Below are 23,728 nucleotides of genomic sequence, written 5' to 3'. Positions count from 1 at the left end.
CGTGATGTTCTTCTTGCCGATGAAAGATCCTGCTGAATTGAACGCCGATGATCCGAACTCACCCATTTCTTCGACATCTATCTGGTTCCCGGACCCTGACAAACCAGATAGTCCACTGAACAAAGAGCTGCCGCCGCTGCGAACCGTGCCAATCGAAGTACCGTATTGGTCCGATGGCACTCTTGCGTTCCATTAAATAAAGCCGTATGGCAACAGCGTCGATCCAGGAACCACCTCCAGGTCCTGGTAAACGGACTTGTCGCCATCAACTCCAGTATCGTCGGCAATTCGGAAACTAGGGATTGGTGCGGTAGTTGGTGTTAAATCGCCATTACACTCATCGACCTCCAAAGTTGATGCCCTGGCGCGAACCAAAAGGAGCGAATCGCTGCGCAAATATGTGGAGAAAGTAAAAGGGGCACGGATGGAATCCGGAATCCGTGCCCCTGCTGCTTCCGCTCGAAACCGCTTAGAAGCTCACCTTGAGTCCCATTCTCATGTTGCGTTGAGTGAGCGTGAAGACATCCTCCGAGCTATCGCCATTGTTGAAATTCAGGAAGTTACCCTTCGCTGCGTCTCGAACAATCACGGTGGAAGCTCCGCCGCTGAGGAAGGGAGCAAAGTTGAAGTTCTGGTGGTTGAGAAGATTGAAGATTTCAGCCCGATATTCCAGGCCGACTCTCTCCGTGATCTTGAAGTTCTTCAGGATGTTCAAATGCATGTTGACCGAGCCATCGGTGTAGAGCGAATTCCTACGGCCGGTGCGGGGGCTGTTTGGATTGTAGGCCGCAACCTGAACCCAGCGAACGTCGTTTGCAGTGACGCAAGCGCCGGAATCCGGATTGATCAATCCAGTGCTGCAGGTAGTGCTGATCTTTGCCCTGGAGTTGAATGGCGCGTTCCAGTTGCCCACGTCGGGACGGTCGCCCGCGAGCGAACCATCGAGATCGCGGTCAGTACCGTTGATAACGGTATAGGGCTGTCCCGATGAGACGGGGATGATGGTAGCCAGGGTCCATCCGCCGAACGCCTGCCCCAGGATTCCGGTCTTAGGACCTCGCACCTGCCAAACGGCTGTTGACTGCCATACGTGACGCCGGTCGTTATCCGACGGACCGTAATCGGCGCGAAGGCCATTCGGGAAGATAAAGGGGTTTACGGCTGGATTCGAGGAGTTTTGATTGTTGGTCACAAACACTTCGCTGGTTTCATCCATGTTGCGCGACCACGTATAGGCGCTGCGGAATTCGATGCCGCCCACGAGCGTTTGCATCAGGTGATTGCGAACCTCGAGTTGCATCGCATGATAGTTGGAGGTAGCCTCGCTGGCCCGGATCGTGCGTGGACCGAAGGCCGGATTCAACCGCGAGCCAGTGGCCGTCTTTGCAGCATTGGGCAGGAACGGGTTGGTCACCAGATTGTTGAAGATGTGACGTCCGAGTCCGCCGACGTAGGAGAGATCCACTACAGTTCCGCCAGCGACTTCTCGTTGCACACCAAGTGAGAAGTGGTTATAGCGCGGGTTAGTTATGTTTGGATCGAACTGGTTGGAGCTCCCGGCCAATGGATTGAGCGGACCTACCGTCACAGTTGGAAGGAGGGCCGCGTTCAATGCAGCAAGGCCGCGTGGTGCTGAGGCAGTCTGCGTGCCGATAATGGGGAGGTTCGCGGGGTTATTCGGCGCACCTGCAGCCATGTTCGAGAGCAAGTTGTTGAAGAAGGTGTCGTAAGTGAGCTGATAGCCACCGCGGACTACCGTCTTGCCGGCGCCACCATGCCAGGCGAGAGGTCCACTTTGTGGACTCCAGGCAAATCCAAGCGACGGCCCGAAGTTGTGATTCGGCGATTGGACCTTGTTTGGAACCGTGAACTTGGCAACATCATCTCCTGAGTACGCAGGGAAGGGGAAGATGTTCGCCGGTTGACCGAAGTTCTCGTAGCGCAGACCTGCATTCAGCGTGAATGTAGGAGCAAGCTGCCAGCTGTCCTGTATAAAGAGGGACCAGCGGAACAGATTCGGACGGTAGATCGGACTTCCGAACTGCTTGGCGATGTTGCCCTGGTCGCCGGAGAAATCATCGATGAAGTTTGCAAACGCCTCGACGCCGGTGCTCGGATTGTAGGTGACGATCGAGCGGCTGTTGATCGGCGCGGATTGCCTCGCGAGCTGCCGCAGGAACTCCACTCCGGTACGGATTGAGTGCTTGCCGCGAACCATACCAATCGTGTCCTGATACTGATAGTTGTTCGAGACGCGTCCTTGGGGGAAGGTGCTCGAGGTACCGAACGAACTGATTCCTGACACGACAAACCGCGGCAAGGTTGCTCCGATTCCGGGCTGGATGGGGACGTCGAGATGAGCGCGCCCATAGCTGAATCGGAATTCGTTGGTCGTGCGGGGAGAAATCACATACGTGTCGGTGAATGCGCCATTCAACTGGCGGTTGGTTTGACTCGCATCGAAGAGTGGAGACAAACCTGCAGTCGAGGCTGTTATCCCTCCGTTGAAATCAATCCAGTACCAGCGGAAGCTCATGAACTGACGGTCCGAAGGGTTGTGATCGATTCGGATCTGATGATTGTTCGTGAGCTGAACCGATGGGAAGGTCCGCGAGACTGCGCCCATAGGAACAGTGAGTCCGGTACGCGCAGTGCCATTGCAGGATCCGGTCGTGGAAAAAGTGCTGGCCGGCAGCGAGATATCGATGGCTCCCGAAGCCGACGGCGAGGTCAGCCCCTGAAGTGAGTTGAGATAGAGAGCGACGTTCGGGCACTTCGAAGCCAAACCTTGAAGTACCGCGACTCCTTGTGCGGTTGGGACATTGCTGAACACCGCTTGATCAGCGCCGGCCGAGAATCGGTCCCACTGTGCTCCGGCGAAGAAGAACGTCTTGTTGCGGCCGTCATAGAGATGAGGAATTACTACCGGCCCGCCGATCGTAAACGCGGGGAGGTTCTCTTTGAACGGAGGCTTTATCTCGTTCAACGAAGCCCCGGGACCTGCGCCGGCACGCTGCGGCAGAGTGGTTGCATTGAAAACCTCAGAGCGATAAACCCATGCGCCTGTGCCATGCAGCGAATTCGTTCCCGATTTGGTAACTTGATTTACCACAGCGCCGCCTGCGCGTCCGTACTCCGCGCTGAAGTTGGAAGTCTGGATCGATACTTCCTGAATGGCGTCATTGTTAGTGAGCGTCGCCACTGGACCGGCGACAGAGATGTCGTTGTTGTCCATACCGTCGATGAGGAAGTTGTTCGACCGGGCTCGAGCACCGTTGATGGCGCCGATACCGCTGTCGAGCGAGCCTCCTAGCTTGGTTTGCACGGCGCCTGGAACCGTGACAAGCAAATTCAAGGAATTTTGGCCAATGATGGGCACATCCTTGAGTTCCAATTGGGAAATGGTCGAAGCGCGACGCTCTTCGGTTCGTTGCAGCTCGAGTCCTGCCGTGCTTGCCTCGACATTGATAACCTCGTCGGCTGTGCTGGCGAGCTTAAGAGCCATGTCGACATCCGTGGTCTTGTTCGCGGGCACGTCAATGTTCGCAACCTTGTATGCGGCGAATCCCTGGAAGCTCGCCGTGATCTCGTATGCTCCGGGATCGACGGCGTCAAAGCGATACGTGCCTTCATTGTTTGTAGTGGTCTGGCGGATGATTCCCGTTCCCAGACTCTTAAGTGATACTTGCGCGCCCCTGATGACTGCACCGCTCGGATCGGTAATCGTCCCAGCTACAGTTCCGCGGCTCGTTTGAGCCCACAAGCAGGCTGTAACGAGCAGCGAAAACACCATGAGTATGGCCGTTGCGTAGTTCGACCAGTACCTGTTTTTCATATCTAGAGTTTTCTCCTGTTCTCTTGCACTCGGTAGTCGTTTGTCCCCGTGAGGGAGGCTGCGGGAATGGACGGTTGTCGATAAACGTGCAGATCGACTACCAAATTCGGAGAATTGTTTGTCTGTGTAATGAACTGTAAAGAAGACGGTACTGTGTGACGGCGGGCAGGGACGAGGTACTGGATCGCGGGTCCTGGCTCCGTTTCAGGTTTCGAGTGCTGAGCCGGAGGAAATCTAAATGAATGGAGGAGAGTTACTGAAAACCATAGCGCAGTCTCGAGCAAGCGCCAGGATGCTGTGAGGGCAAGGAAGGGACAGGATGGGGATTTTGGATGACGAACGCCCAGACGAAAAGGGCGTTACCCTCTTCCTTCGCGCTCGCCTATGGTTTTTTCAGCGTGTTCTGTTTTGGTCCAAATGTTCTAGTTCCTCAAACCAACCTCGGCCGCGACTGACTAGGGGATTACCGCGTTGGCTACCGCCGATAGCTGGCTCTCTACGTTAGTAGTATCCACGGCCGTGAGCGCGTAGTAGTACGTGACACCGGAGGAGACGGTCAAGTCGGTGTACGCTGTTCCGGCAATAGCCGTCGCGATTGGCGAACCGAAATTGCCCGGTTGAGTCGGATCGCATGCGGCGGCTGAGATCGAGCATCGATACACGTTATAGGTGACGCTCGGTGTGGTACTCGCCGTCCACGTCACCGAGACGTTCGAAGTTCCAGTACCTGACAAGTTCTGAGTTACGTTGTTGAGGCCGGTTACAAACGAAATGCTTCCCGAAGCGGGACCTGGTGAACCCGAGGCTGGAGAGAATGTCACGCTGAATTGCTGGCTTTGACCAGCGAGGATGGTGAATGGCAACGTGGGCAGCCCGGAGATCGAGAATCCAGCTCCGGCAAGGTTCGCTGCAGTGATTGTCACCGGTGCTCCGGTTGCACTGAGCGTGCCGGTTGTTGAGGCGCTTGTAGTTCCGTCGGGCACGGAACCGAAGTTCACGGAGGCTGGGGAGACGCCGAGGCCCGCGCCAACTCCACTGAGCGCGAGTGATGACGGCGTAGTGCTCGAAGCATTACTGCTGAACGACAGCGATCCCGACACAGTGCCTGTTACTGACGGCGAGAAGCTCACACTGAAGTTTTGCGTTTGTCCGGGAGCTAGTGTTACCGGGAAGGTGATGTTGCTCAAACCGAATCCCGCGCCGGTAAGCGTGTCGCTGGTCACGGTAACGCTGCCGCCCGCGGCAGTCAGAGTGCCCGATTGCAACGGGCTGGTCGTTCCGACCGTGATGTTGGTGAAGGTGAAGCCAGCAGCCGGCGAAATCGTAAGCGCAGGAACAGTCGCGAAGTTCACACCGGTTTGCGACGCATTTGAAACCGTTATCTGGCGACTCGCCGGAGTGAAGTTGTAACTGGTCTTCGTTGGCGTGACGGTGTACGCGCCGTTCGCGAGCCCGCTGAAACTGTAGCTGCCGTTTGCGGCTGCAGTCGTTGTGGCGCTCGCGGCTCCGCTCAGTGTGACAGTCGCACCCGTGGTATCTGAGGCTGGACTCAGCGTGCCAGAGATAGTCCACGTCTGGACGGTTGCGGTGAAGTTGACCCCGGCATTCGATGTTCCACTGATAGTAACGTTCTGGCTTGTAGGACTAAACGTGACTCCAGCTTTCGTTGGCGTCACGGTGTAGGTGCCGTTCACGATTCCGGTGAAGCTGTAGTTGCCGCTCGAGTCGGCGGTGGTCGAGGAAGTTGCGGCCCCACTCAAAGTAACCGTTGCTCCCGCGCCGCTGCTTGTCAATGCTCCCGAGATAACCGCCGTCACGGTAAGCGCGAAGCTGTTCGACGTGATCCCATTCTGGGTCGCAGTGATGTTGGTTGAACCGCTGGCTACGCCTGTAGCCAAACCGGTGGAACTAATGCTGGCGTTTGCCGGAATCGAGCTCGCCCAAGTGGCGGTGTTACTCAGGTTCTGGGTGCTGCCGTCGCTGAACGTGCCAGTGGCGGTGAACTGTTGCGTGAGTCCGATACCCAGTGATGTGTTCGGCGCAGTTACGCTGATCGACTGCAACGTTGGCGCCGTTACTGTCAGCGCGAAGCTGTTCGACGTAATTCCGCTCTGGGTGGCCGTGATGTTGCTGGACCCGGTAGCTGATCCCGTTGCCAAACCTGTGGCGCTGATATTGACCGTGGCCGGACTTGAGCTTGCCCAGGTTGCGGTGTTCGTCAGGTTCTGCGTGCTGCCGTCAGTGAAGGTTCCGGTCGCAGCGAACTGAACGGTCGTGCCCTTCGCGATGGAAGAGCTTCCTGCGCTGACGTTGATCGATTGCAACGTCGCCGCTGTGACCGTGACCGCGAAGCTGTTAGAGGTGATCCCGCTCTGAGTGGCAGTGATGTTGCTCGATCCGATCGCCGAGCCGGTGGCGAGACCACTGGCGCTGATGTTGACCATTGAAGGACTCGATGACGTCCACGTGACGGAGCCTGTGAGGTCTTGCGTTGTGCTGTCAGTAAAGGTTCCCGTCGCGGTGAACTGATCGGTGGTGCCCTTAGCGATGGAAGCCTTGGGCGCGGTGATCGAGATGGACTGCAGCGTAGCTGCCGTAACCGTCAGAGTAAATGAGTTGGAAGTGATCCCGTTCTGGGTCGCTGTGACGTTGCTGGAACCGATAGCAGCGCCGGTGGCCAGACCAGCAGCGCTGATATTGACCGCCGCTGGACTTGAAGAGGCCCAGGTCGCCGTATTTGTCAGGTTTTGCGTACTGCCATCGCTGAACGTTCCCGTGGCTGTGAACTGCACACTGGTTCCCTTGGCAATTGAGGTCTTCGGGGAACTGATCGCAATCGATTGCAGCGTAGCAGCCGTCACCGTCAGCGTAACGGTGTTCGAGGTAATCCCACTCTGAGTCGCCGTAATGTTGCTGGAGCCAACAGCCGCTCCAGTCGCCAAACCAGCGGCGGTGATGTTTACCGTTGCGGTGCTCGAACTGGCCCAGGTTGCAGTATTCGTCAAATTTTGGGTGCTGCCGTCGCTGAACGTTCCGGTGGCGGTGAACTGAGTGCTCGTGCCTTTGGAAATCGAGGAACTGGGGGCGTTGATCGTAATCGACTGAAGGACCGCCGCAGTGACTGAGAGCGCAAAGGTGTTCGACGTGATTCCGTTTTGGGTAGCGGTGACGTTACTCGATCCAATGGCCGCGCCCGTAGCAAGACCGGTGGCGTTGATGTTGACCGATCCAGGACTCGAAGAAGCCCAGGTTGCAGTATTTGTGAGGTTCTGAGTGCTGCCGTCGCTGAAAGTTCCTGTTGCCGTGAACTGAACGCTAGTGCCTTTCGCAATCGAGGAGCTGGTTGTGTTGATGGTGATCGATTGCAACGTCGCTGCGGTAACTGCCAGAGCAAATGTGTTGGAGGTGATTCCGCTCTGAGTCGCTGTGATATTGCTCGAGCCGATAGCAGCGCCCGTGGCCAGGCCCGTGGCACTAATATTGACTGTCGCTGGGCTTGAAGAAGCCCAGGCGACGCTATTTGTGATGTTCTGAGTGCTGCCGTCGCTGAAAGTTCCGCTAGCCGTGAACTGCAGACTGGTGCCGTTGGCAATCGACGAACTGCCCGCGCTGATAGTAATGGATTGCAGCGTAGCCGCTGTGACCGTCAAAGCAAAGCTGTTTGATGCGATCCCGTTCTGGGATGCGTTGATGTTGCTTGAACCGATTGCCGCGCCAGTAGCAAGACCGGTCGCGCTGATGTTGGCCGTTGCCGGACTTGAAGAAGTCCAGGTCGCCGTGTTCGTCAGGTTCTGCGTGCTGCCGTCACTGAAGGTGCCAGTGGCCGTGAATTGGATGCTGGTGCCCTTCGCGATTGAGGAACTGCTGGCGCTCACATTGATCGACTGCAGGGTGGCCGCCGTCACTGTAAGCGCGAAGATGTTCGAGGTAATCCCGTTCTGAGTTGCAGTGATATTGCCGGAACCAATGGCAACGCCTGTAGCCAGACCGGTGGCACTGATGTTGGCAGTTGCTGGATTCGAGCTAGTCCAGGTCGCAGTGTTGGTCAGGTTCTGCGTCGTGCCATCGCTGAAGGTTCCCGTAGCAGTGAACTGCACGCTGGTTCCCTTGGCAATCGAGGAACTGTTGGCGGTGATGTTGACCGACTGCAGCGTAGCTGCCGTTACCGCGAGCGCGAAGCTGTCTGAGGTGATCCCGTTCTGAGTGGCGGTAATGTTGCTTGAACCGATCGCCGCTCCCATGGCCAGACCTGTGGCTGTGACGTTGACGACCGTCTGCGTCGAAGAAGTCCAGGTAGCGGTGTTTGTCAGGTTCTGCGATGTGCCGTCAGTAAAGGTTCCTGTAGCTGTGAATTGAATACTAGTGCCCTTGGCGATCGAGGAACTGTTGGCGGTAATGGCGATCGACTGCAGCGTAGCTGCGGTAACCGCGAGCGCGAAGCTGTTCGACGTAATCCCGTTTTGGGCTGCAGTGATATTGCTGGAACCCACTGCGACGCCGGTGGCCCAACCAGTGGTGTTGATGCTGACGGCTGTGGGGTTAGAAGAAGCCCAGGTGGCGCTATTCGTAAGATTCTGGGTGCTGCCGTCACTGAACGTTCCGGTTGCTGCGAACTGAACGCTGGTGCCCTTGGCAATCGAGGAACTGTTGGCGGTAATGGCGATCGACTGCAGCGTGGCCGCCGTGATCGAAAGAGCAAACGTATTAGACGCAATTCCGCTCTGAGTCGCAGTGATGTTGCTGGAGCCGGCGCCGATTCCGGAAGCCAAACCGGAGGCTACGCTTACAGCCGCTGCGTTGGAGGAACTCCAGGTGGCAGAGTTCGTCAGGTTCTGAGTGCTGCCGTCGCTGAAGGTTCCGGTGGCGGTGAACTGTTCGGCGGTTCCCTTGGCGATGGAGGCATTCGGCCCATTAATCGTGATCGATTGAAGCGTGGCCGCAGTCACTGCCAATGCGAAGATGTTCGACGTGATTCCGCCCTGCGTGGCGGTAATGTTGCTCGAACCGACCGTAACTCCGGTTAGCAAGCCAGCGGTAGTGATTGTGGCCGCCGCAGTGGAGGACGTCCACGTTACGGAGCCAGTCAAATTCTGGGTGCTGCCGTCGCTGAAGGTTCCGGTTGCGGTGAACTGATCTGTAGTTCCCTTGGCGATCGAGGAGTTTGGAGCGTTAATCGTAATTGACTGCAGTGCGGCCGCTGTCACGGTCAGAGTAAAGGTATTTGATGTCATCCCGTTTTGGGTCGCCGTGATGTTGCTCGATCCAACCCCCATGCCGGTACTTAAGCCTCCAGCGGTCAAGCTCGCTGCCCCAGGATTGGAGGAACTCCAGGTTGCGGAGTTCGTTAGATCCTGAGTGCTGCCGTCAGTGAACGTGCCAATCGCAGTGAATTGAGCGGTGTTTCCTTTTGTGATCGATGCGACGGGCGCCGAAATGCTGATGGATTGCAGCGGAGCCGATGCAGTGAAATTCACACCGCTGTTCGACGTGCTGTTCAGCGTTACCGATTGGTTGGCAGGACTGAAGGTGAGTCCAATCTTGCTAGGGGTGACAACATAGTTGCCACCGCTCAAGCCGGTGAAGCTGTAGTTGCCGTTTGCATCGGCCGTAGTGGTTGCGGTAGCGCCTCCGCTGAGCGTCACGGTTGCGCCGGCCGTTTTGGTCGCCGGCGTAAGCGTGCCTGAAATGCTCAGAGCTGGCGGGTTGACGGGAGCGGCGGCCGAGGAGGTCACACCAGTGCTGCCACAGCCTGTCCATAGGATGACAGACACAATAAGACACAGGAATCCGCTATAAAGAAATCGATTGCCCACAGCACCGCTCTTTCTTTACTTACCGGAGTGCTTGACCAGAGGAGTCACCGGCCAGAGTGGGATCCTTTTAATTGTCTTTTTTAGAAGCGTGGTCCCGGTAACAGTCACCAGGGCCTTCTTTGGAAGCGTGGTCCTGGTAACAGTCACCAGGGCCTTCGGGTTTCGTTTTCCCGTCCAGAGGTGCGCAGTAGGTTCGGGGGTTGAGCGCACGAAAATAATATCAAGCGAGACGCGACCTTAGCAGATGCCGATAGTGAATGTCCTGACGTAAGCCGCTAAGTCGTGTTCTGTGAAACTGTTACGTTGCGAGAGTGTCAGGTTTCAAACCTAGGCGCGCTTCGAGATTTGCACAGCCACCTGAGGCAGCCTAAGTTAGTGCCCGCTCGAAATCGGAGATGAGATCGTCCTTGCCTTCCAAGCCAACCGAGATACGAAGGAGTCCGGGAGCAATTCCGATTTTTGCAGCCTCTTCAAGCGTCATGTAGTGCAGAAAGTTTGAAGCCGGATGAACGGCAAGAGTCTCAACTCCCCCCAAGCTCGCAGCGCGCGAAGCTAGCCGTAGCCCGCTGAGGAAGCGATCTGCAGCTTCGTAGCCGCCTTTCACTTCGAAACCCAGCATTCCTCCAAAGCCAGACATTTGCCGCTTCGCCAGATCGTGCTGCGGATGGCTTATGAGACCAGGGTAGTGAACAGCCTTCACAGCAGGATGCTTCTCCAGAGCCCGGGCGAGTTCCATGGCGTTCTCATTGTGCTGCCGTATGCGGAGAGCGAGCGTACGTAATCCGCGAAGCATGAGCCACGCGTCGAACGGCCCCAGTGCAGCGCCCAGAATGACATGTGTGTTCCATATCTTCGTGATCCAATCTTTGCTGCCCATGACAGCGCCCGCAATGATGTCGGAGTGTCCGCCGAAGTACTTGGTCGCGCTGTGGAAGACAAGATCAATGCCAAGGTCTACTGGGCGCTGATTTAGCGGCGTGGCGAAGGTGTTGTCGATCAACGTAATAATTCCGCGCGCTTTGGCTATGGCGACGACTGCCCTCAGATCGGTGAGAGTCATAAGCGGATTGCTTGGAGTTTCGACCAGGATCAGTTTCGTATGGGGACGCACCGCCCGCTCGAACGCAGAAGAATCACGCTGGTCTACTTGTGTGACCTCCACTCCAAACCGAGGCAGCAGCTTCTGCAGGAGGTTGGTTGTGCCACCGTAATGGTTAGTCTGCGCAACCACGTGGTCTTCTTTGCCGACGATGGTAAGTACGGTTGCACTGACCGCCGCCATTCCCGAGCCGGTTACCAGTGCGGCTTCGGTTCCTTCCAGTGCAGCGAGAACGCCCTCCACCTGGCTTAAAGTCGGATTCCCATAACGGGTATAGAACTCGGGGTGCCGGGCCTCGCCTGCACGTTTGGCGAAGTCTGCGCCGGATTCTCCGCGAAAGTTTGCCGTCTGGTAAATGGGTGCTACCACGGCAGAGGTAGAGTTCAACCCGCGGTCTGCGTGGATTAAGAGCGTTTCAATCGACTTTTCCGTAGTGTGCGTCATGACTAATCCCCTTGCGATTAACTTTTGTCCGAATCCTGACTCTCAGCGACGGTCCGCAAACGCCGCATGCTTCCTTCCCAGTTCTGTTTGAGGGCAGTGATGGCCTCGCGCCGCAACCCCTTCTTCAGCGCTTTGAGAATCGCGGTGTGCTCTCGTATGGATTGCTCGGTTTGTGCTGCACGGTCCCAGTAGGCAAGTTCTACCCGCCGAAGTTTGGTCTTGAGTTGCGCTACCAGCACCCAGAGCTCGCTGTTTTGTGCGCGAGCCATCCAGACTCCATGGAAAGTTTCGTCTGCCTGCAGGGCAGAAGCCGCCTTCCTCCGCTCGATCGACCGTTGCATCGCGTCGTTGGCGGCGGCCATGTTCGCCAGGTCCTGCGGTGTGAGCTGCGCGTTCTCCAGCGCAAAAACTTCCAGGGCCTCGAGGACGCCGTAAAGCTCCATCGCCTTGCGCAGATCCAGAGGCGCGACGCGCGTCCAGCGGTTCAGGGCGGTTTCTACGAAGCCCTCATCCTCCAGGCGCCGCAACGCCTCCCGTACCGGTGTGCGGCTCACTCCCAACAACTGGGCGATCTCTTGATCGCGAAGAGTTTCGCCTGGCCGCAGCGTGCCATCGATGATCCAGTCGCGAATTCTTCCGTACGCTTCCTCCCGGGCAAGCGAGCGAATGAGTCGAGTCTCGGTTTGTGGCAGAGGCATCTGGAATGTAATATATCACTCGGAATAAGGAACCTCGAACTGCGAAGAAGCCTGCGTACAAACTCTGGATCGATCTTGGCCCGGAATTTGGAACGAAGACCTCGAGCGCCCAGATCGTCGCCAACTATGCGCCTGAGGAGCTTCAGAATCGACTCGTCATTTGTGCGACCAATTTGGGAACGAGAAACATCGCAGGCTTCATGTCCGAAGGCTCACGATGGGTATGGGCGACGAGAACGGAAACGTCGTATTGCTGCAACCGGCCAAAGAAGTTCCGCTCGGTTCGAGGATTTACTGACCTGAGGGCAAAACCAAACTGCTCACGCAGATGAACGCAGATTTCGGGATAGACGCAGATCCTTTGGGATTTCAGAAGAACCTGCAAGAATCTGCGTTCATCCTTAAATCTGCGTTCATCTGCGTGAGCAGTTTGGTTTTTCCTACATCAACAGAAAATCTTTGGGTTTACCTCCCCTAGACGAAACCGTTTCCAACCCGCAAAATAGAAAGTTCGTCTGGATACCGGAGACAACAAGGAGAGCTATGGTGATTTCTGGCGAGGCCATTCGCATGATGAACTTTGTTGACGATATTTCCACCACGCTGCGCCGCATCGCCGCCAACGTTCCGTTCATGACCGACGAAGAACGAAAGCGGCTGGCAGATTACATGCGCAAATCCGAACCGAATTACATGGGAATGATCGAAAAGCTGGAGAAGGGAAGCTAGTTGTGGCTGCAGTGAAGACGGTTGCGGTGATCGGAGCCGGCATTATGGGCCGCGGCATCGCTCATGTAGCTGCGCTCGGCGGATATCGCACCATTTTGGAGGACATCCTCCCTGCCAGTTTGCGGAAGGCGGAAAGCGAGATTCGCGCGAATCTGGATAAAGGTGTCGAGCTAGGCAAGCTCGAGAAGTCCGCAGCCGATGCTGCATTTTCGCGCATACAGCTCGTCGGCAGCGTGGAGGAAGCGGCGCGCGAAGCCGACCTCGTGATCGAAGCGGTGCCGGAAGAGATGGATTCGAAGATCGAGATCTTCACGTTGCTCGACAAGATCTGCCGTCCTGGCACAATCCTGGCTTCGAATACCTCGTCGTTGAGCGTGACGGAGATTGCGTCAGTTACATACCGTCCACGGAAGTGCGTCGGGATGCATTTCTTCAATCCGGTGCACAAGATGAAGCTGCTCGAGGTCGTGCGTGCGCTCGAAACCGATGACGAGACTATTGCCGCGGCGACCGAAGTCGGCCAACGTATGGGCAAGGAAGTGGTGGTGATTAAGGAGTCTCCTGGATTCATCACCAGCCGCATCAATGCCATGATTGGGAACGAAGCCTTTTACATGCTCCAGGAGGGGATCGCTTCGGCTGAGGATATCGACAAGGCGTTGAAACTAGGGCTAAATCATCCCATGGGGCCGTTTGAGTTGGTCGATCTAGTCGGACTGGATACCCGGCTGCACATTCTCGAATACCTGCACAAATCTCTTGGCGAGAAGTTTCGTCCGGCTCCGCTTCTTGTGCAGCACGTAAAAGCCGGCCGATTGGGACGAAAAACCGGACGCGGGGTGTTTGACTATCCCGACGCCCAAAGCAGTCAAGAAAAGGCCGCCGAATCCAAGCTGGTCCACTAACATTCTGCCGTTTCAAGGGTCTATAAGCTGAGGCAGTGGTGCGCAATAGGGAACATTCTTGAGCGGTTGGAGTCAATAGCAGATAGCCTACTTAGGAACTTAGCCGTTTCCTTGCGCGTACACCATGAACAGCATGCAGCTATTGTTCGACATCTTCAGCCAAACTCTGCAAACGCTCTGGGCACACAAGCTGCGTTCATTTCTCACCATGTTTGGTATTGCGTGGGGAGTTGGATCTCTGCTACTGCTGGTCGGACTCGGGGAAGGGTTCCGAAGTGGTCAGCGCAGGCAGATGGCGACCATGGGGCAGGACATCATCATGTTGTGGTCCGGCCGCGTTCCTGCTCAGGAGGGTAGCGGCACAGGACAGCGCCAGTATTACCTCACCTATCGCGACTACCAGGACATCATTCGCGAAGCCAAGCACGTGCGCAATGCGGCTCCGATGATCAATCGCGGCGACATTCGTGCGGTGAGTGACATCACGAATGCCAATGGACAGGTCAATGGCACGACTCCAAGTCTCGGCACGATTCGCTACATTCCCATCGGCGAGGGACGCTGGCTCAATGACGGAGACATGGCCGAGAAACGCAATGTCGCCGTGATCGGCGACGAGATGTCGCGCAATCTCTACCCGGGAACGAATGCGCTGGGAGCGAGCCTGCTGCTGAACGGAGTGCGCTTTCAGATTGTCGGTATTGTCAGTTCCATCGGAGTAAATGAGAACAACAGCACTAACAATCGCGTGTACATTCCGTTCTCCACCATGCATCAGTACTTTCCGCTTACAAATGTGGGCGACACGCCAGACGCGCTTTCGAACATCAACTACCAGCCCGACACCCCCGACAATCACGATCTGGCCAAGGCAGAGGTGCACAAGATCATCGGCCGTAATCACCAGTTCGATCCCAACAATCCCGAGGCGATCGAGGAGTGGGATACGATCCAGAGTTCGCGCATGGTAGGCAAAATCTTCGACGCGATGAATGCATTTCTGGGCAGCGTCGGCCTCATTACCCTGGCACTGGGTGCTATCGGGATCATCAACATCATGCTGGTCTCAGTCACCGAGCGCACGCGTGAGATCGGCCTGCGCAAGGCTCTCGGCGCGACCAATCGCAGCATACTCACACAATTCTTTCTCGAGGGCATTCTACTGACTGTACTTAGTGGAGGGATTGGTATGGCCGGAGCTGCAGGCCTGATGGCGATGCTGGGCCTGTTGCCTTCGCCTCCAGGATTCGATACTCCGAAACTCGTGCCCTCATCTGCCGCGCTGGCCATCGGCTCGCTAGCTCTGGCGGGACTTGTGGCAGGACTGTATCCAGCCCGCAAAGCAGCGATGCTGCAACCAGTCGAAGCACTGCGGAAGGAATAGCTATGGTTCGCGATCTGCTCGGACAAGCCTATGGAGCGATGAAGCACGACCGTCGTCGCGCCACGCTTACCATGTTGGGAATGGCGTGGGGCATCGCCACGGTGGTGCTGCTGCTGGCCTACGGCGCCGGCTTCGGCCGCGCCATCGACGCCATCTTTGCCAACTGGGGTGCAAAGGTCATTGGAGTCTGGCCGAATCGCACCTCCATGCAGGCAGGTGGTACCAAAGCAGGATCGAAAATTCGTTTCAAAATCGAGGATATCGAGTACATCGCGAGCACGGTTCCTCTCGTCAAGCACATCAGTCCTTCTGCCTGGAAGCAAGATGCGGTGCAGTTCGACAATCGCACCTTCACTTTTCCGGTGAATGGCTACTACTCGAACATTCAGAAGATCCTGAACTACCCCCTCGACATGGGCCGCTTCTTCGATGACCACGACAACGAAATCCGCGCGCGTGTAGCGGTGATTGGTTCGGAGGCCAAGACGAAACTCTTCTCCGGCCGCTATGCAATCGGCGAGAAGATTCGACTCGACGGAGTGAGCTTCGAAGTCATTGGTATCCTTGCGCCCAAGATGCAGGAGGGCGGCAATGACGATACCAACCGGCAGATCCTGATCCCATTCAACACCATGGGAGAGATGAAGGACCTGCAATACATCGACGGCATCTGGATGGACTACGACACGTTTGCCTACGGCGGCGTGGAAGAGGGCGTCCGGGCGGCACTCGCTCACCTGCACAGCTACAACGAGAAGGATCGCCGCGCAGTTTTCCTCTTCAACGCCATGAAGCAGGTCACGCAATTCGAGATCATCAAGCTCGGACTCAAAGTGCTGCTCGCGTTTATCGGCGCGCTCACGCTAGGCATCGGCGGCATCGGACTCATGAACATCATGCTGGTCTCTGTCTCCCAGCGCACCAAGGAGATTGGCGTAGAGAAAGCCTTAGGCGCACGCAAGAGCCACATCCTCTTCCAATTTCTGGCAGAGGCCCTCACCATTACTTTTGCCGGCGGAATTCTGGGGATATTTCTCGCCTACGCAGTGTCAATCGGCGTCGGGCGAATCACGTTCTACAGTGCCCTCGCCAAGAACGCCGAGGCAGCCGATATCCGCCTGATTATCGATCCTTCAACATTAATCATCTCGACGATTATTCTTGCTGTGGTTGGAATCGTGAGCGGCATGCTTCCCGCCCTGAAAGCAGCAAACCTCGATCCGATCGAAGCGTTGAGGTACGAATGACCTACGGGCCCGGGTTTGGACTAAAAATCCCCCTGCTCTACCGCACTCAGCCAAAGTCGCAACGTCACCGAGATTCAGGATGTCCGCAGGAACTTTGAGTGCTTGTGGTGGATGGTTGTGTCGCACAAAACGACAAAGGCAAAAACGGCGTTACATATACATCCTCGATCCCAGCCTCGCAGCACCGGCGAGGACCCGTCCCAATTTCCAACTACCCCTACGACGTGTCATGCTGAGAGCAACGGACTCAGCTTGAACCAGTCTTAATTCACTGGTGTTCACGGAACAGCGAATTTATCAGCGAATGTAACAGTGAATTTTTTCTGAAAACGCCGGCGAGCAACGGACAGTTCCGCGCAACCTCCTGCAGCGTCAGAGATTATCGAAATCTGCGATTCTTGCTTGGCACAAAGAACAGTGAATAACAGTGAATAAGCAGTGAATCATGAATTTCGCAATCCGTTGCTCGCGCCAGCGTCCGATGATTGCGACGAGCACTCTACCCCAGCGGCGTGAGTTCCAAAATGAAAATTTTCGTTGACTCGCAATCTTGACTCGTGGTATCACCGAACTACGTTCGGTGCTGAGGAACGGCAGCTCCGTTCGCGAGCGTGGGATGACATGAGCGCTGATCAGCCGGGTCTGTCCTCAGGAACTTTCAGTGCATGTGGATCCATGTTGTGTCCCACAACAAGGCAAAGTCAGAGGCGAGTTACATAAATCCTCGAATCCCTTTGTCTTCAAGTCTGATGCAAAAGCCAACATAGGAAGAGGGTGGGCCACCCGTCCAGAGCCGCGTCCCTGACATCCCAGCAATTCCGAAAGGCGCACCCTTCAAAAGCCGAAGGGTGCGGCACCGGTGCGGCACCCGGCGTTGCCTGACGTTGATTCCGCTGCGCCTAAACGCAAACCTCGGCGGCAAGCTAGATCTCAAAAACTTACTCGAAGTGCAAATTGGATGAGCCTGGGATTCGCGCTCGTCGAGATGATCCGTCCAAAATTGCCGGGCTGAAGGATGCGACCGGTGTTCGGATCGATGCTGCCGCCGGATGAAGCGACTGCATTTAGGTTGCTAATGGGGTTGGCAAAGTTCGCGTGGTTGAAGAGGTTGAAGAATTCTGTGCGGAACTCCACTACACGCTCTTCGCGAAGACGGAAAGTCTTGGCCACGGCGAAATCCAGATTCGACTGTGACGGACCGATGATGCAGTTGCGGGGCACGTTGCCAATGTCTGTGCCACGCGCGGCTGCAATGGCAGTGCCGCCGGAGCTCGGTATTGGCTGACCAGCTAGAACGACGGGCGAGTTGAAAGCGAAGGGATTGAAAAAATAGCCCGAAGGCACATTTTCCTTCGCCGTCTCGCAGGTTGCGCCAGCGTTCAAGCTCGGACGCGCCAGTGGATTGCTGCCACTCGCTAATCCGTACAAAGATCCTGATCCTGTATCGACGATATCCACGGGAAGGCCAGACATCACAGTGAGAATTCCAGCAATACGCCAATTGGAGAATACTTGGCGTGCGGCAAATGATTGCTGGGCAAACGACAATGCTGGCAAGTCCCACACATAGCTGACAACTAAACGATGAGCACGATTGAAATCCGATAGCCCTCGATTCGCGCGTCTTTGAAGCTGGTCGCCCAGCACATTGCTGCTGTCTCCGACCGCTCCCGTATTGACGATGCCCGAGATTCCGGCGCCGCCCCCGGTGCCCGAAGCATCATCGATCGATTTTGCCCATGTGTAGGAGCCCAAAAGCTGCAATTGCCGGGCAAAGCGCCGGATAACGCTCACCTGCAGCGAGTCGTAGCTCGATTCGGTGTCCGATTCATTGATGAAGAAGCCGTTTTCCGAGACTCCCTGGAAAGGTGCGCGAAGCTGCGCGTTATCCGCCGTATTCGCGGTGATGGTTGTCCCAGTCACAACATTGATGATCGGCGACTGCGGGCTAGCCAGTTGAGCCTGATTGATCGCAACCTGTCGAAACAGTCTGCGCCCGCGGCTGCCAACATACCCGGTTTCCAGCAGCCAGTTCTCCGAAAACTGATACTGAGTTGTCAGGTTGAATTGATGGAAGTAAGGTACGCGTTGATCGCGGTCAAAGGCCGTACCTGCCAGCGCTATGCCGGGAACAAACGTGGGAAACTGCGTCGCCGGTGGTATGGGGAGGAATGGATTGGCTAGCGGCGCATTGGGGCGGATGCCAAGCACATAATAGGGAGGGAGGGCGGCGGCCGCAGAAGCGTACTGGAAGGTTGGCCGGGAGTAAAAGAGTCCATAACCTCCACGCATCACCAGCCGCTTCGACAGCGACGCCGCAAATCCCAATCGCGGCGCGATATTGTGCGGATCAACGCTTCGCAGCAGAGAGTCTTCGCCTTTGGGCAAATTCGCAATCGCAAACTCTGGAACCGCGTTGCCGGCCTGGATCAAACCTCCAACCGGAGGACCGACCGGTCCAGTAGCGCTTGCCTCGATGCGCGGCTGATACAGTGCTGGATCGAAGGTGGAGAGGCGGCCGCGGCTGTCGTAAACCGGCAGGTCGAGCTCGTAGCGCACGCCGAGGTTCAGCGTCAGCCGAGATGAAACTCGCCAGTCATCCTGCGCGAAGAAGTTGTAGTCGAACGCGCGCCAAGCTCCACGGACGATGCCATCGCCGAGTGTCGCGCTGCGAGCATTGCCTACGAGAAAACTGGGGAAATCGAGAAAATCGATCTGGCCCCGCACCAGAGCCGGATTTTGGAAGTTGATGAGGTTGTAGCGAATCTCAACGCCAGTACGCATGCTGTGTTGGCCGCGGACCATTGAAACCGTGTCGTTCAGGGTTGAAGTCGCAGGCGCACCCAGGAATAAGGCCTGAGCTGCAGTTCCAATTACGAGGCCTCCGGCTGGCTGAGCGATTCGAATCAGCGGAAGTCCGGGATATTGCGCAGCATTTGCTCTAGCAATTCCAATCTGGGCATCCGTTACTGGTTCGCGCGGGAACGTGTTGCCGCGATTTAATGTGTATCCGAGCCGTACTTCGTTGATCAGCGACGAGCTAAATGCGTGCATCTGTTGCAACGCGATCAGGCGGTTGTTGAAGAGGCCATCCGTGCCGAAGCCCGACACGTTCGGCCCGGTTCCCTTAAAACTTGGAAGCGCGGAAACCTGCGAAATGGTTGAAAAGAAAAACTTGGCCCATAACGTGTCTTTCGGCCCGAAGTCGTAGTCGAAATTCGTATTGAACTGGTCTTCCTGAAAGGACGATGGGCTGGAGGCGGTGAAGCGACCGTCGGCTGCCGGCGTCGGAATCACAAAAGTTCCATTCGGCAGCTTCGCGTTAAGCAACGCCAGAGCGGCGGGATCAATCATGGCTGCGGGTTTTCCACCGGGCAGCACGGGATGAAAGGTCGCCAGCAGCGTCGTTTGTGAACGGTCATTCGTAAGCCCGGGAGCGATCAGCACATTGGACGAAATGCTGTTGATCAGCGACGCTCCGTTCGCTTCCCTTGCTCCCTGATAAGAAATGAAGAAGAAGGCGCGGTCGCGCTGCGCCGGGCCGCCCAACGTAGCTCCAAAGACGTTGCGCCGAAGAACTGGCCGTTTCACTCCCGCCCCTTTTAGGAATGAGTCATTCGCATTCAGCGCCTCATTACGCAGATACTCGTAAGCGGAGCCGTGCCACTCCTTGCTTCCGCTGCGAGTGAGCATTTGAATATTGGCCCCGCCGGCACGCCCGTAGGTCGCGTCATAGAGAGAAGTCTGTACTTTGAATTCCTGAATCGTTTCAGGCGCGGGTACCGGTACCAGAACGGGACCGTTGGTTCCGAGGCCGTTCGCGTCCACGCCGTTGATCTGGTAATTGTTCTGCGTCACACGCGCGCCGTTGACGGAGATTGCCTGCGTGTTTCGTCCTAGCCCGGTTGCGTCGGGCAGATACGTGGCAGTTCCCGGAGAGAGAGAAAGAATCTGAGTGAAGTTCCTGGTCGCTAACGGCAATTCGGAGACGCCGCGCTCATCCACCACACGTCCGAGTTGAGGCCCTTCTGTTTCCAGCAGTGCGGCGGTGCCCACCACGGTTACTGAATCCTGCGCGTCTCCTACCTTGAGAGAAACATCGATGACGGTTGTTTCTGTGACGTTGACTGTCACATTCTCAATTATCTTCTGCTGGAATCCAGGCTCGCTGACCGTCAACTTGTATTCGCCAGATGGAAGGAGCGGTACGGAAAAGATGCCTGCAGATCCGGTCTGCGACGTCCATCTTTCTCCCGTTGCGGTGCTGCGAACCACGACCTCCGCTCCAACGATCGCAGCACCGGTCTGGTCGGTGATTGTACCGATCATGCGGCCCGTGGTCTGTGCCTGTAACCAACTGGCGAGTGCTAAAACACAGACGAGCGATCCTCGCTTGAGCCCGACCATCATTGCCTCTCCGCGAACTACAAGGTGGCCCGCCGGCGTTCCCAATCGCTTCGCATTGCAGCCATGAATTGTAGAAAATCTGGATCGCGACGCAGGTTCTGGAGCGCTAGATCACGTTCATAGAGCGGATAACATGGAAATCCATCCTCCGCTGAAGCGCGCAGCCACCGGACAGCGTCCTTCGGCTGGTTCATCACCGCATAGGTCGAACCTATGGTGTAGGCCGCGTGGTGAAAGTGCCCGAAGTCTTTGCCCTTCTGTATAGCTGCGTGGATGCTTCTTTCCGCGAGCGCCGGTTGCCCAGCATCGGCATAGAGCAAAGCTTGCATGGCATTGCCAACGCCGCCCTCGTCGCGGGGGTTATCTCGCAAGTAGTCCCGAATCAGGACTGCGGCTTCCTGTTTTCGACCGACCTGAAACAGCGCCTCGGCCATGTGAAGATGCCAGAGAGCAGGACTATAGCGCTGCGTGCCTTCGAGGCCCGATATCGCTTCCTCCAGTCTGCCTCTCTGGAACAAGTTCATGGCGATCCGGTAGCGCACTCCGACGTTGGTTGGATCTAACTGGAGCGCGGTACGGAATTCGTGCTCAGCCTTGTCGAGCAGACCAATGTGCCCGTATATGGCGCCCAGCCAGTGGTGAGCTTCCGCCAGGTTCGGATCGAGTTCCAGGGCACGCTTGATTTCGACGATCGCGCGCTCATGCGGGAATCCGTTGCGGTGTGTCCAGTAGATAAGCCCGCGCACCAGGTAGACGTCTGCCAAATCGGGATCGAGCTTCAGTGCTCGATTCACCTCGTCGGTGGCCTTGCGCTCCAGGTCCTCTTCTTGGGGCTCCAGCAGGAAGGCTTCGTTTACGTAGGCCCGCGCGAGGACTGCGTGCGCCGCCGCGAGGTTCGGATCCAGTTGTATGGCTTGCTCCAGGAAACCAATCGCGGCGACGAGGTCTTGCCTGTTGTTGCTGAACCCACCATACCGGCCGCGTTGATAAAGATCGTAGGCCTGCGGGTCCACTCGCGGTGCGGCGGCGAGCCGTGCCTGTATTTGCGGGCTGAGCTTAATTTGCACCTGGCGTGCGACGGTGACCGCAATCTCCCTTTCCAGCGATAACATGTCGCCCAGATCGCGATCGTAGCTATCGGCCCAAAGATGTTTGTCCGCCTTGGCCTGGATAAGCTGCGCGATGATCCGTACCCGGTTGCCGGACCTTGCTACCGAACCCTCAATCACTGCGTCTACATTCAGCTCGCGCGCAATCTGAGAGAGTGGCATGTCTTTGAATTTCGTCGCAGAGGCACGCGACCTTACCTCAAGCGAGTTCCCAACGGTGCGCGCCAATTCAGTAGTCAACGCATCCGTCATCCCGGCGGCGAAGTAGTCCTGCGCTGGATCTCCGGATAGGTTTTGCAGCGGAAGCACGGCGATGGACCGGACGGAGGCGGCTTCGCTCCGCAAGCGAGCTCGGTAGGCCAGGGCCGATGTGACCACCAACGCGAACGTGATCGCCAGGCCGATTCCGATCCAGAGCAGGCGCGTCTCCCGCTTTCGCAACGTTGGCGTCGCTACGGGGATCTCAGGAGAAGTTCCGACTTCTAGCGACGGGCGCGGCAACGTGTTGTTGCGGTAGCACGGTTCCGATGAACCGATACCCGTGGCGGGGAATGGTCTCGATGTATCGAGGATGTTCGGTGGAGTCGCCGAGCGTGTCCCGGAGCTTCTTTACCGCGGTGTTCAGCCCATCGTCGAAATCCACGAAGGTGTCAGCCGGCCACAGCTTCTGTTTCAGTTCTTCTCGACCGACGATCTCTCCGCGGTTCTCAAGCAGCATGCGTAGAACTTGGAACGGCTGATCCTGGAGCCTGAGTCGCTCACCGCGTTTGCGCAGTTCGCAGGAGCGGAGATCAACTTCAAACTCCTCGAAGCGTAGAACAGGCCGGGATTGGGCACTAGTGGCCACGACGACTCCCTCACAGAGTGGCTGGAAGTATACCGCCGAACACGCTTCGTTCAGATTTGGTTCTTCTGACCCAATCAATACAAGCCCTTGCGGGTCGGAAGATTGCTGTCCGGAAATATTCCGGAAATAGTCCGGCCCCAGTTCATTGATCCAAAGGAAAGGGTGGAAGAAAGTAGGCTCGCTCCGAGAAGGAGGAGCCGGGTATGAAAATTCACGCCAACAAATCACTGCTGATCACGGTTGCCATTCTGATGGCGATAACGACGGCGAGTGCACAGGAGTTCGGACCCTGGTCAACGCCAGTGAATCTGGGTCCAACCGTCAACACTGCTTCCGATGATCAGCACCCCGCGCTGTCCAAGGACGGTCTGAGCCTTATCTTTGCGTCCAATCGCCCAGGCGGCGCCGGCGGCGCTGACCTGTGGGTCTCGCAACGCGACAGCCTCGACAGTCCGTGGGAGAAACCGCAGAACGTGACCGCGCTGAACTCGCCTTTCGATGACAGTTCTCCCAATCTCACGACCGACGGACATTGGGTGTTCTTCTTCAGCGCGCGCCCCGACGGCTGTAATACCAATGGGCGCACGGAATTATGGGCCGCGCATCGCCAGAACAAGCGCGACGATTTCGGCTGGGAACCGCCAATCAATCTAGGTTGCACCCTGAATATTCCCGGTGTCGATGAGGGTGGTCCGACCTTTTGGGAAGACGACACCACCGGCATCCTTTATCTCTATTTCGCTCGCAACCTGACTCCCGCAAACTCCAATGGCTTCGACATTTATGTGAGCACCTGCACATCCGATCTTGACAGTTGCAATCGGCAGCAGTTGTGGTCGCCGGGAGTATTTGTGGCGGAGCTGAGCAGCCCGGCACGAGACACTCGAACCGCTATCAGCCGCCGCGACGGTTTGGAACTGATCATTGCCAGCACCCGCGCGGGAGGCTTCGGCGGCCATGATCTTTGGGTTTCGACGCGCGCTTCCGTTCAGGATCTTTGGTCGATCCCCATCAACCTCAACCAGGACAACCTGAACAAGGGCGGCGATGCGGTTGTCAACACTTCCGCGAACGAATCCGCGCCTGCGCTCTCGTGGGACGGCCAGACGATGATCTTCTACTCGAACCGTGCTGGAGGATTTGGCGGCAACGACCTCTACATGAGTACCCGGCAAAAGCTGACGGACCAGCCATAGCCGGTTAACGGCTGG

The 23,728-nt window shown here is 56.8% G+C and carries 13 protein-coding genes; 6 read left to right on the top strand and 7 right to left on the bottom strand.

Annotation, left to right across the window (positions count from 1 at the left end; translation table 11 throughout):
* Positions 1 to 196, top strand: a 196-nt coding sequence (locus tag VNX88_06860) for a hypothetical protein (GenBank protein HWY68367.1), incomplete at its 5' end; no start/stop codon positions are given.
* A gap of 273 nt (positions 197 to 469) precedes the next feature.
* On the opposite strand, the gene VNX88_06855 is transcribed toward VNX88_06860, so the two are convergent.
* From VNX88_06855 to VNX88_06840, 4 genes are all read right to left on the bottom strand, one after another.
* Entirely contained in the window at positions 470 to 3,835 is a 3,366-nt protein-coding gene (locus VNX88_06855; GenBank protein ID HWY68366.1) for a TonB-dependent receptor, read from the bottom strand.
* Positions 3,836 to 4,290: 455 nt separating this feature from the next.
* Complete coding sequence (locus VNX88_06850) at positions 4,291 to 9,567, bottom strand: Ig-like domain-containing protein (protein ID HWY68365.1); 5,277 nt, start codon at positions 9,565 to 9,567, stop codon at positions 4,291 to 4,293.
* Positions 9,568 to 10,015: 448 nt separating this feature from the next.
* Entirely contained in the window at positions 10,016 to 11,191 is a 1,176-nt protein-coding gene (locus tag VNX88_06845; protein ID HWY68364.1) for an aminotransferase class I/II-fold pyridoxal phosphate-dependent enzyme, read from the bottom strand.
* A gap of 17 nt (positions 11,192 to 11,208) precedes the next feature.
* Positions 11,209 to 11,889 carry a GntR family transcriptional regulator gene (locus VNX88_06840; protein HWY68363.1) on the bottom strand — a complete coding sequence of 227 codons (681 nt, stop codon included), beginning with the start codon at positions 11,887 to 11,889 and terminating at the stop codon, positions 11,209 to 11,211.
* 543 nt (positions 11,890 to 12,432) lie between these two features.
* On the opposite strand from VNX88_06840, the gene VNX88_06835 reads away from it, so the two are divergent.
* The 4 genes from VNX88_06835 (at position 12,433) to VNX88_06820 (ending at position 16,154) form a co-directional block, all read left to right on the top strand.
* On the top strand, positions 12,433 to 12,618 hold the full coding sequence (locus tag VNX88_06835) for a hypothetical protein (GenBank protein ID HWY68362.1): 186 nt from the start codon (positions 12,433 to 12,435) through the stop codon (positions 12,616 to 12,618).
* Positions 12,619 to 12,620: 2 nt separating this feature from the next.
* Positions 12,621 to 13,523 (top strand): 3-hydroxyacyl-CoA dehydrogenase NAD-binding domain-containing protein, encoded by a 903-nt coding sequence (locus tag VNX88_06830; protein HWY68361.1) that lies wholly within the window; start codon positions 12,621 to 12,623, stop codon positions 13,521 to 13,523.
* Positions 13,524 to 13,647: 124 nt separating this feature from the next.
* Complete coding sequence (locus VNX88_06825; protein HWY68360.1) at positions 13,648 to 14,907, top strand: ABC transporter permease; 1,260 nt, start codon at positions 13,648 to 13,650, stop codon at positions 14,905 to 14,907.
* A gap of 2 nt (positions 14,908 to 14,909) precedes the next feature.
* Positions 14,910 to 16,154 carry an ABC transporter permease gene (locus tag VNX88_06820; GenBank protein ID HWY68359.1) on the top strand — a complete coding sequence of 415 codons (1,245 nt, stop codon included), beginning with the start codon at positions 14,910 to 14,912 and terminating at the stop codon, positions 16,152 to 16,154.
* A 930-nt stretch (positions 16,155 to 17,084) separates the two neighbouring features.
* On the opposite strand, the gene VNX88_06815 is transcribed toward VNX88_06820, so the two are convergent.
* From VNX88_06815 to VNX88_06805, 3 genes are read right to left on the bottom strand one after another with little or no spacing between them, the layout of a single operon-like run.
* A complete protein-coding gene (locus tag VNX88_06815; protein HWY68358.1) occupies positions 17,085 to 20,564 on the bottom strand; it encodes a TonB-dependent receptor in 3,480 nt (1,159 codons plus the stop codon).
* Between the two features lie 14 nt (positions 20,565 to 20,578).
* On the bottom strand, positions 20,579 to 22,111 hold the full coding sequence (locus VNX88_06810; GenBank protein HWY68357.1) for a tetratricopeptide repeat protein: 1,533 nt from the start codon (positions 22,109 to 22,111) through the stop codon (positions 20,579 to 20,581).
* A gap of 22 nt (positions 22,112 to 22,133) precedes the next feature.
* Positions 22,134 to 22,517, bottom strand: a complete 384-nt coding sequence (locus tag VNX88_06805; protein HWY68356.1) for a winged helix-turn-helix domain-containing protein — start codon at positions 22,515 to 22,517, stop codon at positions 22,134 to 22,136.
* Between the two features lie 203 nt (positions 22,518 to 22,720).
* Between VNX88_06805 and VNX88_06800 the strand changes: the two genes are divergently transcribed.
* Complete coding sequence (locus VNX88_06800) at positions 22,721 to 23,713, top strand: hypothetical protein (GenBank protein ID HWY68355.1); 993 nt, start codon at positions 22,721 to 22,723, stop codon at positions 23,711 to 23,713.
* Positions 23,714 to 23,728 lie beyond the last annotated feature (15 nt).

Source organism: Terriglobales bacterium (assembly GCA_035567895.1).
Classification (GTDB): domain Bacteria; phylum Acidobacteriota; class Terriglobia; order Terriglobales; family Acidobacteriaceae; genus Gp1-AA112.
Note: the sequence above shows the minus strand (reverse complement) of the source record. Positions and strands in the feature narration are given on the sequence as shown.

Coding starts and splice junctions, on each gene's coding strand:
- VNX88_06855 (HWY68366.1), bottom strand. CDS start 3,835: ATGAAAAACAGGTACTGGTCGAACTACGCAACGGCCATACTCATGGTG.
- VNX88_06845 (HWY68364.1), bottom strand. CDS start 11,191: ATGACGCACACTACGGAAAAGTCGATTGAAACGCTCTTAATCCACGCA.
- VNX88_06840 (HWY68363.1), bottom strand. CDS start 11,889: ATGCCTCTGCCACAAACCGAGACTCGACTCATTCGCTCGCTTGCCCGG.
- VNX88_06835 (HWY68362.1), top strand. CDS start 12,433: ATGGTGATTTCTGGCGAGGCCATTCGCATGATGAACTTTGTTGACGAT.
- VNX88_06825 (HWY68360.1), top strand. CDS start 13,648: ATGAACAGCATGCAGCTATTGTTCGACATCTTCAGCCAAACTCTGCAA.
- VNX88_06820 (HWY68359.1), top strand. CDS start 14,910: ATGGTTCGCGATCTGCTCGGACAAGCCTATGGAGCGATGAAGCACGAC.
- VNX88_06815 (HWY68358.1), bottom strand. CDS start 20,564: ATGATGGTCGGGCTCAAGCGAGGATCGCTCGTCTGTGTTTTAGCACTC.
- VNX88_06800 (HWY68355.1), top strand. CDS start 22,721: ATGAAAATTCACGCCAACAAATCACTGCTGATCACGGTTGCCATTCTG.